This window comes from Caulobacter sp. SLTY, from assembly GCF_009905535.1.
GTDB lineage: Bacteria > Pseudomonadota > Alphaproteobacteria > Caulobacterales > Caulobacteraceae > Caulobacter.
In genome coordinates this window covers 61,021-74,894 of the sequence record NZ_JAAALA010000016.1, presented here as the reverse complement: position 1 = coordinate 74,894, position 13,874 = coordinate 61,021, and the positions used below count along the sequence as shown (strand labels likewise).

General features: G+C 66.5%; 12 protein-coding genes. 6 read left to right on the top strand and 6 right to left on the bottom strand.

The genetic code is table 11. The features are described 5' to 3' along the window. Nucleotides 1-38: 38 nt before the first annotated feature. Together GVN21_RS11125 and GVN21_RS11120 are read left to right on the top strand one after the other, a co-directional pair. Entirely contained in the window at nt 39-203 is a 165-nt protein-coding gene (locus tag GVN21_RS11125; RefSeq protein ID WP_166574809.1) for a hypothetical protein, read from the top strand. A gap of 536 nt (nt 204-739) precedes the next feature. Next, complete coding sequence (locus tag GVN21_RS11120) at nt 740-1,099, top strand: hypothetical protein (protein ID WP_166574808.1); 360 nt, start codon at nt 740-742, stop codon at nt 1,097-1,099. A 37-nt stretch (nt 1,100-1,136) separates the two neighbouring features. Here the strand turns inward: GVN21_RS11120 and GVN21_RS11115 are convergent, their stop codons facing one another. Continuing rightward, nucleotides 1,137-1,772: a TetR/AcrR family transcriptional regulator gene (locus GVN21_RS11115; RefSeq protein WP_166574807.1), complete on the bottom strand. Its 636-nt coding sequence runs from the start codon at nt 1,770-1,772 to the stop codon at nt 1,137-1,139. A gap of 155 nt (nt 1,773-1,927) precedes the next feature. Here GVN21_RS11115 and GVN21_RS11110 point away from each other — a divergent pair, with 155 nt between their 5' ends. Genes GVN21_RS11110 through GVN21_RS11100 form a run of 3 tightly spaced genes read left to right on the top strand, consistent with a single transcriptional unit; the run spans nt 1,928 to nt 7,686 of the window. After that, nucleotides 1,928-3,127, top strand: a complete 1,200-nt coding sequence (locus GVN21_RS11110; protein WP_166574806.1) for an efflux RND transporter periplasmic adaptor subunit — start codon at nt 1,928-1,930, stop codon at nt 3,125-3,127. A 12-nt stretch (nt 3,128-3,139) separates the two neighbouring features. Beyond that, complete coding sequence (locus tag GVN21_RS11105) at nt 3,140-6,289, top strand: efflux RND transporter permease subunit (RefSeq protein WP_276608511.1); 3,150 nt, start codon at nt 3,140-3,142, stop codon at nt 6,287-6,289. Beyond that, complete coding sequence (locus GVN21_RS11100) at nt 6,286-7,686, top strand: efflux transporter outer membrane subunit (RefSeq protein WP_166574805.1); 1,401 nt, start codon at nt 6,286-6,288, stop codon at nt 7,684-7,686. The genes GVN21_RS11105 and GVN21_RS11100 overlap by 4 nt, the downstream gene beginning before the upstream one ends. A 158-nt stretch (nt 7,687-7,844) precedes the next feature. On the opposite strand, the gene rutC is transcribed toward GVN21_RS11100, so the two are convergent. The 5 genes from rutC to GVN21_RS11075 form a co-directional block, all read right to left on the bottom strand. Next, the gene (rutC, locus tag GVN21_RS11095) at nt 7,845-8,234 is read right to left on the bottom strand and encodes a pyrimidine utilization protein C (RefSeq protein WP_166574804.1); all 390 of its coding nucleotides are present in this window, start codon (nt 8,232-8,234) and stop codon (nt 7,845-7,847) included. 216 nt (nt 8,235-8,450) lie between these two features. Next, nucleotides 8,451-9,185, bottom strand: coding sequence for a pyrimidine utilization protein B (gene rutB / locus GVN21_RS11090; protein ID WP_276608510.1), 735 nt, complete (start codon nt 9,183-9,185; stop codon nt 8,451-8,453). After that, a complete protein-coding gene (rutA, locus tag GVN21_RS11085) occupies nt 9,169-10,245 on the bottom strand; it encodes a pyrimidine utilization protein A (protein ID WP_166574803.1) in 1,077 nt (358 codons plus the stop codon). The genes rutB and rutA overlap by 17 nt, the downstream gene beginning before the upstream one ends. A 77-nt stretch (nt 10,246-10,322) precedes the next feature. Next, a complete protein-coding gene (locus GVN21_RS11080; protein ID WP_166574802.1) occupies nt 10,323-11,912 on the bottom strand; it encodes an alkaline phosphatase D family protein in 1,590 nt (529 codons plus the stop codon). Nucleotides 11,913-11,967: 55 nt separating this feature from the next. Continuing rightward, nucleotides 11,968-13,089: a beta-ketoacyl-ACP synthase III gene (locus GVN21_RS11075; RefSeq protein ID WP_166574801.1), complete on the bottom strand. Its 1,122-nt coding sequence runs from the start codon at nt 13,087-13,089 to the stop codon at nt 11,968-11,970. A 253-nt stretch (nt 13,090-13,342) separates the two neighbouring features. Here GVN21_RS11075 and GVN21_RS11070 point away from each other — a divergent pair, with 253 nt between their 5' ends. Continuing rightward, nucleotides 13,343-13,867, top strand: a complete 525-nt coding sequence (locus GVN21_RS11070) for a porin family protein (protein ID WP_166574800.1) — start codon at nt 13,343-13,345, stop codon at nt 13,865-13,867. Nucleotides 13,868-13,874: the final 7 nt, after the last annotated feature.

Genomic DNA, 13,874 nt, shown 5'->3' with positions numbered 1-13,874 from the left:
GGCCGGAACCTGATGGGTCCGGCCGCCGTTAGGCGCACATGCTCAAGCTCGCCGGACTATTTCTCGTCGTGATGATTGTCGCCGGCATCCTCGGCTTTGTCGTGGATGTGGCCGGCTGGATGGCCAAGGTCGCCTTCTTCATCTGCCTGATCGGCTTCGTCGGCACGATGGCGATGAAGTACATCAATCGGAAAACCGGCTGAGCCGAAGCCCAGATGCAGAAAAGGCGGTCCACCAGGACCGCCTTCACCGCCTCCCGGCCTACGCCAGGGAGGTCCCCGTGCCCCGACGGCCGCTAGGCGACCGCCGTTGAGAACACTATGCGGCGGGAATGCGGCCCGGGGCAACCGCCGCCGGACCCTGTGGCGCATGAAACCCGGCGACTGTGCTTTGACGACCACGCCGGGCGACAGGCAAAAGGCCCTGAAACCGCCCCATTCCGATCAAGTCACGGCCACACCGTCCCTCCATTACTATCAGTGTCGGCTGATCGGCACCGGTCCGGATCCTGAACAGCCCCCCCAGCCCCCCGTATCGGAAGCAGGGTCAGCCGACACCTTCCCCCTTCAGTTTGAAACGCTTCGAAGCGCGGTCCACCGCGCCGTTCGACATGTCCGCCTGGGCGGTTCATCTGGATGAACGGCCGACAACAAACGTCTCAGGTTCGTTTCAGGGACGAAATGTTTCCTTGCCCTCAGCGTTGTCGCGGTGACAGCGCGGCTGACAAGGAGTGATCCTGATGAAGACCCTGATGATTGCGGTCGCCGCTGCTGCGACCCTCGGCGCCTCCGCCCTGACCGTGGCCCCCGCTGCGGCCCAGCCCTACGGCGGCGGCTACCATGACGGCGGTTCGGTCAATGAGCGGCAGCAACGGCTGCATTGGCGGATCAGCCAGGGCGAGCGTCGCGGCACGATCAATCGCCGTGAAGCCCGCTACCTCTATAGCCAGCTGTGGGAGATCGAGCGCATCGAGGCCCGCTATCGCTACGACGGCCGTCTGAGCCGCTTCGAGCGGGCCGATCTCGACCGTCGCCTCGATCGGCTGGCCAGCCAGATCCGCTACGAGCGCCACGACGCCGACTACCGGCCGCGCTGGTAGCGCCGACCATCCTTGAGTGAACTTGGCCCCCGGCGCCTCAGGCGTCGGGGGTTTTTGTTGTCGGGCCGTCGATGTCCGGCACTTCCAGGATCGCCGCCAGCACCTTCCGCAGCGCCTGGGCCAGTTCGTTCGGGCACCGATCCGGATAGCGGATCGAGTGCATGGCCATACCGTCGAACATCATGCCGATCAGCTCGCCGCGCTGCTCGGCCTCCTCCGGCGTCCAGCCGGGGCGCCGGATCCGCTCACTGAACGGACCCTTGAACTGCTTCTCAGCCTCGTCCTTGCGGCGGAGGATTTCAGCCACCTTAGGATTGCGGGCCGCCTCGGCCATCACCTCCAGCTCCAGAGCGGCGCGCGCCGGGTCCCAGAAGCGTTCGACCGCCTGGCTGCAGGTCTCGACCATGTAGCGGGAGAAGTCGCCCTCGGTGGCGTAGAACTCGTCGAACTTGGCCCGCTTCTCGGCGATGTCGTGCTCGACGATCGCCTCGATGATGGCTTCCTTGTTCTCGAAGTAGCGATAGATCTGGCCGACGCTGAGGTTCGCCTCCTTGGCGATCTCAGCCATGCTGGCGCCGTGAAAGCCCGAGCGGCGGAAGCAGACGGCCGCGGCGTCGCGGATCTGCTGGCGGCGGTCCTCCACGGTCGGGCGTTGGGTCGGGGCGTCGATCATCGTTCGCCTATGTAGCTCCAAACTTTCCGGGCCGCTCCTGCGACATTATCGCAATCGGCCGGTTGACTTCGGGTCAGTCCATATCTAGGTGTGCCTGAACTGAGAATGAACGTTCATTCTCACATTTTGTGTGTTCAGTGCAAGGCCTCCTCCCCATGCGTCAGACCTCCCAGCGGGCCGTCGGCCCGATTCGTCCCCGGACCCTCCAGGCCGGGGCGATCGCCCTGGCGCTGGCCGCCATCGGCTTGAGCGGCTGCGGCGACGGCAACGCCGCCGCTCAGCAGGGCATGCCGCCCGCCAATGTCGGCTTCATGGTCGCCGCCGCCGAGCCGGTGGTGCTGACCCAGGAGCTGTCGGGCCGCACCAGCGCCATCCTGGTCGCCGAGGTCCGGCCGCAGGTCAGCGGAGTGATCAAGGCCCGCTACTTCACCGAGGGCGGCCTCGTCCGCGCCGGCCAGACCCTCTACCAGATCGACCCTTCCACCTATCAGGCCGCCTATGACAGCGCCCGCGCCGGCATGGCCCAGGCCGAGGCGGCGCGGGATTCGGCGAAGCTGAAGGCCGACCGCTACGCCAAGCTGGCGGAGACCGGCGCGGTCTCCAAACAGGACAATGACGACGCCCAGTCCGTCTACCGGCAGGCAGTCGCCACCGTCGCGGTCCAGAAGGCCCAGGTCGACGCCGCCCGTATCAACCTGAACTTCACCCGCGTGCCGGCCCCGATCAGTGGCCGCATCGGCAAGTCGACGGTCACCCCGGGCGCGCTGGTCACCAACGCCCAGGCCGAGCCGCTGGCCACGGTCCAGAAGCTGGACATGGTCTATGTCGACCTCAACCAGTCCACCAACGACCTGATGAAGCTGCGTCGCCAGTTCGCCAACGGCCAGCTGGACGAGGCGGCCACCGCCGAGGTCACCCTGATCCTCGAGGACGGCTCGGAATATCCAATCAAGGGCAAGCTGGCCTTTTCCGATGTGACGGTCGATCCGGGCACCGGGTCGGTCACCCTGCGAGCCGTATTCCCGAACCCTGGCGGCCAGCTGCTGCCCGGGATGTACGTCCGCGCACGCCTGGCCCAGGGTGTCGCCGGCGACGCCATCCTGGTGCCCCAGACCGCGGTGACGCGCGACGCCAAGGGCGCCGCCAGCGTCCTGGTGGTCGGTCCCGACGGCAAGGCCCAGCCCCGGCCCGTCACCGCCGACCAGACCAAGGGCGACCGCTGGGTCGTCACCGCCGGCCTGAAACCCGGCGACAAGGTGATCGTCGAGGGGCTGCAGTCGGTGCGTCCCGGCGCCCAGGTGAACGCTCAGCCGGCGGGTAAGGCCCCGGCCGCGCCGGCCGCCGGCAAGCGCTAGGAGCACCCCACAATGCTGTCGCGCTTTTTCATCGAACGCCCGATCTTTGCCTGGGTTCTGGCCATCATCGTGATGCTGGCCGGCGCCCTTTCGATCCTCAACCTGCCGATCGCGCAGTACCCCAACATCGCCCTGCCGCAGGTGTCGATCAGCGCCGTCTATCCCGGCGCCTCGGCCAAGACGGTGGAGGACAGCGTCACCCAGATCGTCGAACAGCGGATGAAGGGCCTGGACGGCCTGCTCTACATGAGTTCGACCAGCGACGGGTCCGGCGCCGCGAATACCACCCTGACCTTCAAGGCCGGCACCGATCCGGACATCGCCCAGGTCCAGGTTCAGAACAAACTGTCCGCCGCCACCGCCCTGCTCCCCACCGAGGTGCAGCAGCAGGGCCTGACGGTCTCCAAATCGGCCCGTAACTTCATGATGGTCGTCGGCCTGTTCTCGCCGGACGGATCCAAGAACAGCACCGACCTTGGCGACTACGCCGCCGCCAGCCTGGTTGACGCCATCAGCCGCGTCGACGGGGTGGGCGAGGTGCAGCTGTTCGGGTCTCAATACGCCATGCGCATCTGGCTGGAACCGGTGAAGATGGCTGCCGTCGGGGTCACCCCGGCCGATGTGTCCGCCGCCGTCCGCGCCCAGAACGCCCAGGTCTCCGCCGGTCAGATCGGGGGTCCGCCGACCGCCCAGGGCGCGGCGCTGAACGCCACCATTACCGCCCAGTCGCGCCTCAACACGCCCGAGCAGTTCCGCGAGATCGTCGTCAAGTCGGCCCCCGACGGCTCGGCTGTCCGGCTGTCGGACGTCGCCCGCGTCGAGCTGGGCGCAGACAGCTACCTTTCCTCTTCGCGGTTCAACGGCAAGCCGGCCGCCGGCTTCGCCATCCGCCTGGCCACCGGCGCCAACGCGCTGCAGACCGCCGAGCGGGTCGAAGCGGAACTGGCCGTCCAGGCCAAGACCTTCCCGGCCGGTATCGACTACGCCATCGGCTACGACACCTCGCCCTTCGTGAAGAAGTCGATCGAGGAAGTGCTCAAGACCCTGGCCGAGGCCATGGTCTTGGTCTTCATCGTCATGTTCGTCTTCCTGCAGAACTGGCGGGCGACCCTGATCCCGGCCATCGCCGTGCCGATCGTGCTGCTGGGCACCATGGCTGTGCTGTTCACCTTCGGATACTCGATCAACACCCTGACGATGTTCGCACTGGTGCTGGCCATCGGCCTCTTGGTCGATGACGCGATCGTCGTGGTCGAGAACGTCGAGCGATTGATGAGCGAGGAGGGCCTCAGTCCAAAGGAGGCCACCAAGAAATCGATGGGCGAGATCACCGGCGCCCTGATCGGCATCGCCGCGGTGCTCTCCGCCGTCTTCGTGCCGATGGCCTTCTTCGGCGGCTCGCAAGGGGTGATCTACCGGCAGTTCTCGGTGACGCTGGTCACCGCCATGGGCCTGTCGGTGCTGGTCGCCCTGATCCTGACGCCGGCGCTGTGCGCCACCCTGCTGAAGCCGGTCCAAAAGGGCCACGGCTATACGGAAAAGGGCTTCTTCGGCTGGTTCAACCGCAACTTCAATCGCGGCCGTGACAAGTATGAGAGCTTCGTCGGCTCGATGTTCGGCCGCACGGCCCGCTACGGCCTGATCTTCCTCGGCATCCTGGTGGTGATGGGCGTGCTGTTCGTGCGCCTGCCCAGCAGCTTCCTGCCGCCCGAAGACCAGGGGATCATGATGGTCCAGGTCCAGCTGCCCGCCGGCTCGACCCAGGACCAGACCCTGGCCACCCTGCGCAAGGTCGAGAACCACTTCCTGGTCGATGAGAAGGATGCGGTGCAGTCGATCTTCACCGTCGCCGGCTTCAGCTTCTCGGGCGCGGGTCAGAACGCCGGCATCGGCTTCATCCGCCTCAAGCCTTTCGAGGATCGTGGCGGCAAGGACCTGAAGGCGCCGGCCATCTCCGACCGCGCCATGGCCGCCTTCGGCCAGATCCGCGAGGCGATGATCTTCGCCATCGTTCCCCCGGCGGTTCCGGAACTGGGCACCTCGTCCGGCTTCGACCTGCAGCTCAAGGACGTCGGCGGCGTCGGCCACGAGGCGCTGATGGCCGCGCGCGGCCAGCTACTCGGCATGGCGGGCAGCGATCCCAACCTGCAGGGTGTGCGCCCCAATGGCCAGGATGACACCCCGCAACTGAAGCTGACGGTCGATCAGGCCAAGGCCCAGGCGCTCGGCCTGTCGATCAGCGACATCAACACCAGCATCGCCAGCGTGCTGGGCGGTTCCTACATCAACGACTTCGTCGATCGCGGCCGGGTCAAGCGGGTCTACATGCAGTCGGAAGCGGCCTACCGCAGCCGGCCGGAAGACCTGGCCCAGATCCAGCTGCGCAACAGCGCCGGTCAGATGGTGCCTCTGACGGCGGTGGCCCAGACCAGCTGGACCTACGGCCCCTCGCGACTGGAGCGCTACAATGGCGTGCCCGCGATGAACATCCAGGGCGCGGCGGCAGCCGGCAAAAGCTCCGGCGAGGCCATGGCGGCCATGGAGGCGATCATCGCCAAGCTGCCGCCGGGGATCGGTTACGAATGGTCCGGCCTCTCCCTTCAGGAGCGGGAGTCGGGCGGGCAGGCGCCGATCCTCTACGGTCTCTCGATCCTGGTGGTCTTCCTGCTGTTGGCGGCCCTGTACGAAAGCTGGACCATCCCGGTCTCGGTCGTGCTGGCCATCCCGCTGGGCGTGCTGGGGGCGGTGCTGGCCACCACCTTGCGCGGGCTGGAGAACGACATCTACTTCCAGGTCGGCCTGCTGACGACCATGGGGCTGGCGGCAAAGAACGCCATCCTGATCGTCGAGTTCGCCAAGGAGGCCCAGGCCAGGGGCGCATCCCTGATCGACGCCACCCTGGAGGCCGCCCGTCTCCGTCTGCGCCCGATCCTGATGACCAGCTTCGCCTTCATGTTCGGCGTGCTGCCGCTGGCCATCTCCAGCGGGGCTGGTTCCGGCGCCCAGAACGCGGTGGGCACCGGCGTCATCGGCGGCCTGCTGGCGGCCGTGGTGCTGGGCCTGATCTTTGTGCCGCTGTTCTACGTGACGGTGCAGAAGACCTTCACCCGCAAACCCAAGGCGGCCCCGGTGGTCGCCGGCGAAGAAGGAGCCTCGGCATGAGCCGTTCGCTGATCGCCGCCGTGTTGGCGGCCTCCACCGCCCTGTCGGCCTGCACGCTGGCGCCGCCCTACGAGCAGCCCCAGCTGGCCGTATCCAGCGCCTGGCCGGACGGCCTGGCGGCGGCGGAGGCGGGGCAGAGCGCGGCCGCCCTGGACTGGCGCGAGGTCTATCTCGATCCCAAGCTCCAGGCGGTCATCGCCCTGGCCCTGGAAGAGAACCGGGACCTGCGGGTCGCCGTGCTGAACATCGAGAAGGCCCGGTCGCAGTACCGGGTCCAGCGTTCGGCGCTGGTCCCGGCCGTCGACGCCGGCGTGTCCGGATCGCGCGGTCGCACCCCGGGCGATCTGTCCGGCACGGGCTCGGCCATCGAAACGGAGAGCTATAGCGCGTCGCTGGGCGTCACCGCCTACGAGCTCGACCTGTTCGGCCGGGTTCGCAGCCTCAACGAGGCGGCCCTCCAGTCCTACCTGGCCACCGCCGAGACCCGGCGGGCGGTGCAGGTCAGCCTGATCGCCGAGACGGCCACCGCCTACCTGACCCTGGCCGCCGACCAGGACCTGCTGAGCCTGGCCCGGGACACGCTCAAGTCCCGCGAGGACGCCCTGCGTCTGACCCGCAGCCGCAACGAGGCCGGCGCCGCCTCGTTGCTGGAGGTTCGCCAGGCCGAGACCCTGACCGAACAGGCGCGGGCCGACGTCGGGGCTTTCGGCGCCCAGGTGGCCCAGGACCGCAACGCCCTGCGGCTGCTGGTGGGGGCGGAGGTCTCGACCGACCTGATGCCGGCCAGTCTCGACTCCATCGCCATCCGATCCGACCTTCCGGCGGGGCTGCCCTCGGAGGTGCTGCGCGCGCGGCCCGACGTTCTGGCCGCCGAGCATCGGCTGATCGGCATGAACGCCAACATCGGGGCGGCGAGGGCGGCTTACTTTCCCAGAATCAACCTGACCGGGAATTTGGGCAGCGCCAGCGCGGATCTCTCCGGGCTGTTCGGCGGCAACTCAGGGACGTGGAGTTTCGCGCCCAGCATTTCTCTGCCGATCTTCGACGGCGGAGCTCGCGATGCGAACCTGAAGGGCGCCAAGACTGATCGACAGATCGCTGTGGCCGAGTATGACAGAACAGTCCAGGTCGCCTTCCGTGAGGTCTCCGACGCCCTGGCGGTAAAGTCCTCGATTGATGGGCGATTGGGGGCCCTTACTCGCCTGCTGGTCGCCGCTACCGACGGGGAACTTTTGTCCAGATCACGATATGATCAGGGGGTAGACTCCTATTTAGTCTTGCTGGATGCCCAGAGAACAAGATACAGCGCTGAACAAGCGTTGATTTCCATCAAGCTGACTCAGGCGGGGAACCTGGCCACTCTCTACAAGGCGTTGGGCGGCGGATCGCCCGGCTGATGGTCAACCACAGAATCCTGCCGGATCCCCCCCAATCCGATCTGGCAGGCGTCTCGGCGCATCCCCCCGCGCCCTGACAAAAAGAAGGGGCGCACCACCCCCCCGGTGCGCCCCTTCGCCTTGTCTGGGGTATGGTTTACGACAACTTCACCTAGAAATCAGCGTTCGCCGATGTGGGCGATGCTGGCGATCTCGACCAGGAAGTCGGGCCGCACCAAGCCACAGACGATGCAGAACCGGGCCGGCTTGTCGCCTGGGAAATACTCCGCATAGACCTTGTTCATCGCCGCGTAGTCGGCCCAGTCCTTCAGGAAGATGTGGTTCATGGTCACGTCGTCCATGGTCCCGCCGGCGGTCTCGATCACCGACTTGATGGTTTCGAGAACCTGCCGCGTCTGGCCCTCGGCGTCGCCGACGTGGGCGACATTGTTGTCCTTGTCGAAGGCCAGGGTGCCGGAGACATAGACCACGCCATCCGCCAGGGTTCCTGGCGAGAAGGGGGCGATGGGGGTGACAGTCCCGGGCGGGGTTATGACGGTCTTGGGCATGGGTTTCCTTTCGATCTGGGCAGCTTTGTATTGCAAAAATAGTCCGTCATCCCGGAAAGCGCGCAGCGCTTATCCGGGACCCAGGGGTTGCAGCCCACTGGCCGGCAAGCCGCCTTGGATAGCGCGATCACGCACACCTGGGTCCCGGCTCTCCGGGCTTCGCCCTGCGGCCGGGATGACGGAGGAAGAGGGCAGGGTCATATGATGCCCTGGAGCTCAGCTTGGCGGTGCCTGCGAAATAGCCCCGCAGAAGTCGGCTGTGTTGCTCACCCAGCCGAAGAACTTTTCGACGTTGTAGACGGTGGCCTCCTGCAGAAAGGCCGGGCCGGCCTGGTGCACCGCGTCCTCCAGCATCACGCTGAAGTATTCCAGGTGGAAGGCGTCGCGCAGGGTCGATTCGACACAGACGTTGGTGGCGATCCCGACGAACACCAGGTTGCGGATGCCCCGCGCCCGCAGCGCCGAGTCCAGGCCGGTGTTGAAGAAGGCGCTGTAGCGCGGCTTCTGGATGACGATGTCGCCGTGCTGGGGCGTCAAGGCTTCGACCAGGGCGTAGTCCCAGCCGCCCTTGGCCAGCAGCTGGCCCTCCAGCTCCGGTTGCTCGCGCATGGTCTTGAGGGCGTTGGACTTCCACCAGTTGGGCGATCCTTCGCCGCCGGCCTCCACGTAGGAGGCGTCCCAGCCGTTCTGGAAATAGACCACTTGCACCCCAGCGGCCCGGGCCGCCTGCGTCGCCAGGGCGATCTGCTCGATCACCGCCGCCGCCCCGCCGATGTCGAAACCGGCCTTATCGAGATAGCCGCCGGGCGAGGCATAGGCGTTCTGCATATCCACGACGATCAGCGCCGTATCCTCGGGGCTCATCGGCACCGCCTCGGGCCGGGCCGGCAGCATCAGCTTGCCCGGCCGCGCCTCCGCCATCGACTGCGGTCGATCACGCAGTCTGGACATTCGCTCTGGTCTTCATCAGCGGCTGGATGCGCTGGCCGAATTGGTCCAGCCCGACCAGGAAGTCGTCGAAGGTCAGCAGCACGCCCGCCGCGCCCTCGACCTCGGCGATCTCGTCCATCAGCTTCGCCACGGTTTCGTACGACCCCACCAGCGTGCCGATGTTCAGGTTCATCGCCGAGGGCGGGCGGCTCATGTAGATGGCGCTGACGTCCAGTGACGCGCGCGGATCGGCCTCGCCCTGGTGGTTCATCCAGGCGATGGCGTCGAGGTCGGCGCCCTCCTTGTAGTGCTCCCACTTGGCCATCGCCGCCTCGTCGGTCTCGTCGGCGATGATCATGAACAGCAGCAGGGCGCCGGTGTTGGACCCGGCCTTCTTGGCCGCCGCTACGTTGCGGGCCACAGCCTCGGCGCACTTCTTCGGCTCGTTCAGCCCCATGCCGAAGCAGAAATTGTAGTCCGCATGCTTGGCCGCGAAATCGACGCCGGTCTGGCTCTGGCCGGCGCAGACGATCTTGATGTCGGCCTGGGGTTTGGGCAGCAGCTTGCAGTCGTTCATGGTGAGGAACTCACCCTTGAAGTTCGACTCCCCGTCGCGCCAGAGCTCCTTCATCACCGTCACGTACTCGGCGCAGAAGTCGTAGCGATTGAGGAAGTGGCGCTCGCCCGGCCAGATATCCATCTGGTCGTACTCCGCCTTCTGCCAGCCGGAGACGATGTTGATCCCGAACCGGCCGTTCGAGATGCTGTCGATGGTCACCGCCATCCGCGCGGCGATCGGGGCCGGAATCGCCAGCACCGGCACCGAGGCATAAAGGCGGATCTTGCTGGTCACCGCCGCCAGACCCGCCATCAGGGTGAAGCTTTCCAGGGCGTAGTCCCAGAATTCCGTCTGGCCGCCGAAGCCGTGCAGCTTGATCATCGAGAGGGCGAAATCGAGCCCGTATGCCTCGGCCTTCAGGGTGATCTGCTTGTTCAGCTCGAAGGTCGGCATGTACTGCGGCGAGGTCGCCGACATGATCCAGCCATTGTTGGCGATCGGGATGAAGACGCCGATGTCCATGCCGCTTTAGTCCCCTGACGGTTGTGGGCGCGCATGAGGCGCCGCGTCGCCGGGGTTGGCAAGGGGGGGAGGGGGCCTCAGCCCACCTCCACCTTCGAAGAGCCTGCTTCGACGCTCACCTTCGCCCGTGTGCTGAGCGTTCCGGCTCGATCGCTGACCCGGTCCATGACCTTGAACTCGGTCGTCCACCGCTCCGGCGTCACCTCGCAGATGGCATAGCCGCGTTGGCTGTTGTTGAACTTCAGGGCCGGGTTGGCCGCCTGCACCTTGACCATGTCCGGCCGCTGATCGATCCCGTCGCCGCTGGAGCTGATCGAGGTGGTGACAAACTCAGCGGCCACCGGGGCGCCCTCCGGGTTGCGGCTGTCGAAGAACACCTCGCCGGCGTAGTTCTGATGTTCGTCGCCGGTCAGGATGATGGGGTTTGCCACCCGCCGGTCACGGATCGCCTTCAGCAGGCGGGCGCGGGGGGTGCGATAGCCGCCCCAGGTGTCGGGATTGGCCGAGTAGTCGGGTCCGGCGTCGCGGTCCAGGTCCATGACCATCACCTGCTGGGCCAGGACGTTCCACTTGGCCTTGGAGGCTGACAGGCCCTCATACAACCACTTCTCCTGACGCAGGCCCAGCACCTCGGCGTTGTCGCGGTCCAGTTCGTTGCAGACGCCCCATTTGTCGCCGCAGGGCTGGTCGCTGCGGTACTGGCGGGTGTCGAGGAACTGCAGGCCCATCAGGTCGCCGAAGGCGGCGCGGCGGTAGAGCTGGATCGAGGGCCCGACCGGCAGCGAAGCCAGCCGCAGCGGCATGAACTCGTAGAAGGCTTGGGCCGCCGCCTGGCGGCGCAGGTTGAAAATGGCCGGCGGCGTGCCGTCGGCGTCCAGATCGCCCGTCCAGTTGTTGTCGACCTCGTGGTCGTCCCAGACAACGAACCAGGCGGCGGCGGCGTGGCTGGCCTGCAGATCCGCGTCCATCCGGTACTGGGCGTAGCGGCGGCGGTAGTCGTCGAGGCCGTAGATCTCGCCGCCGATATGCCGGCGCGGGTTCTCGAAGGGGCCGCCGGCGGCGTTGCGCAGCCGCTGCTCGCGGTACTCATAGATGTAGTCGCCATAGAAGAAGACGAAGTCGAGGTCCTCGCCGGCCAGCTTGCGGTGGGCGATGTAGGTGCCCTGTTCATAGTGCTGGCAGCCGGCCACGCCGAACCGCGCCTTGGCCACCGGGGCGCCGGCCGCGGGAAGAGTCTTGGCCCGGCCTATGGTGCTGGTCTCGCGGCCACATTTGAAGCGGTAGAAGTAGGGCCGGCCGGGCAGCAGGCCGGCGACCTCGACGTGGACTGAGTGGCCCAGTTCCGGCCGGGCAAGGGCCTTGCCCTTGATCGCGTCCTTGAAGCCGGCGTCCGTGCCGACCTCCCATTCCACCTCGACCGCCTGGGAGGGCATGCCCTGGCCAGGCTCCAGGGGGCGGGGCGCCAGTCGGGTCCAGATGACAAAGCCGTCGGCGGCCGGATCGCCCGCCGCCACGCCCAACTGGAAGGGATAGTCGGCGAAGATCGGCTGGGCCAGGGCCGGCCGCTCGTCCAGGGTCAGGGCGAAGCCCGCCGCCCCGGCCGCCCCAGCGAACTGGAACAGCCGCCGGCGCGACAGGGAAAAGCGGTGGCGCAAGAGGTCGGTCATGGCGGGATCCCCGGTCAGGATTCCGCGATACCGCCTCCGCGTGACAGTTGGAAGTCTAGCGCTTCCTGACGAACACCGTGCCGGCGGAATAGCCCGCCCCGAAGCTGCAGATCAGCCCGGTGTCGCCCGGGCCGAACCCATCATTGTGCAGGTGGAAAGCGATGATCGAGCCGGCCGAGCTGGTGTTGGCGTAGTCATCCAGGATGATCACGTTCTCTTCCGGCGTCGGGTCGCGACCTAGGACGCGTTTGCCGATCATGTCGTTCATGTTGATGTTGGCCTGGTGCAGCCACATCCGCTTGAGGCCGTGGGGATCGACGCCGATATCGCCCGCGTGTTCGACGATCATCTCGCTGACCATCGGCACCACCTCGCGGAACACCTTGCGGCCCTCCTGGACGAACAGCTTGTCCTTGGCGCCGATACCCTCCGGCGCGGCCCGGTTCAGGAAGCCGAAGTTGTTGCGGATGTTGTTGGAGAACACCGTCTTCAGCCGGGTCCCGAGGATCTCCCAGCCCTGGCCGGCCGGGACGTCCTCGGCCCGCTCGACGATCACCGCGGTGGCCACGTCGCCGAAGATGAAGTGGCTGTCTCGGTCGCGGAAGTTCAGGTGGCCCGAACAGATCTCCGGGTTGACCATCAGCACCGCCCGCGCCGAGCCCGAGGCGATGAAGTCGGCCGCCGTCTTGATGCCGAAGGTGGCGCTGGAGCAGGCCACGTTCATGTCGAAGGCGAAGCCCTCGATTGCCAGCGCCTGCTGCACCTCGATGGCCATGGCCGGATAGGCCCGCTGCATGTTCGACGCGGCGCACAGCACGGCGTCAATCTGGCTGGCGTCCTTGCCCCAAGCGGCGATGGCTTCCTTGGCCGCCTTGACCGCCATCTCGGCCAGCACCGACAGCTCCTCGTTGGGGCGCTCGGGAATGCGGGGGGTCATCACCTCCGGATCGAGGATGCCGGCCTTGTCCATCACGAACCGGGCCTTGATGCCCGAGGCCTTCTCGATGAACTCCGGGCTGGACGGGGCCAGGGCCTCCACCTCGCCCGCCGCGATGGCGTCTGCGTTGGTGGTGTTGAACCGCTCGACGTAGGCGTTGAAGGCCTCGACCAGTTCGGTGTTGGAGATGGACTGTTCGGGGGTGAACAGCCCGGTGGCGGCGATTACAGCCTGATGCACGATCTTTCGAACCCCGACGCGATCCGATCCCGGACCGTCTATTTTTGCTGGGTTGCTAGATAGCACTTAACCCGCCGCCGTCACCCCCGATGACGTTTCGTGCTCGCAGAACAGCGTGTGTGCTTTGGTCGCAACGACACGCACCTGCCGCATTCAAAACCCTGAACTGCCGTTGCGTGGCCGCGTTTGGTTCATACCTAACCATGGGCAGGAGGGGTTCTGAACTACGGTACGAACTAAGGAACATAAAACAATGAAATCTCTCATGATTGCCGCCGCTTCCGTCGCCGCTATCGGCTTTGCCGCGCCCGCCATGGCGCAGGACATGACCCCCAGCGGCTACGGCACGATCGGTGGCGCCTTCATCAACGCCGAAGGCGCTGATCTAGGCGCTGTGCAGGGCCGCGTCGGGGCCCGCTTCGGCCAGTATCTCGGTGTCGAAGGCGAACTGTCGGCCGGCGTGTCCGACGACTCCACCAGCTTTGCCGGGACCCGCGCCAATGTCGACCTGAACTACCAGGCTGGTGTCTATGCGGTCGGCTACCTGCCGGTGACCCCGAAGGCGGACATCTTCGCCCGCGTCGGCTACTCGAAGTCGGAATTCGACGTCTCGATCCCTGGCCTTTCGGGCTCGGGTGATGTGGACGGCGTCGCCTACGGCATCGGCGGTCAGTACTTCTTCACCGAGAAGGACGGCATCCGCGTCGATGTGACCCGCCATGACAGCGATGATGGGGATGCCGACGTGGTGGGTATCGGCTACGTCCGGAAGTTCTAAGCTTCCA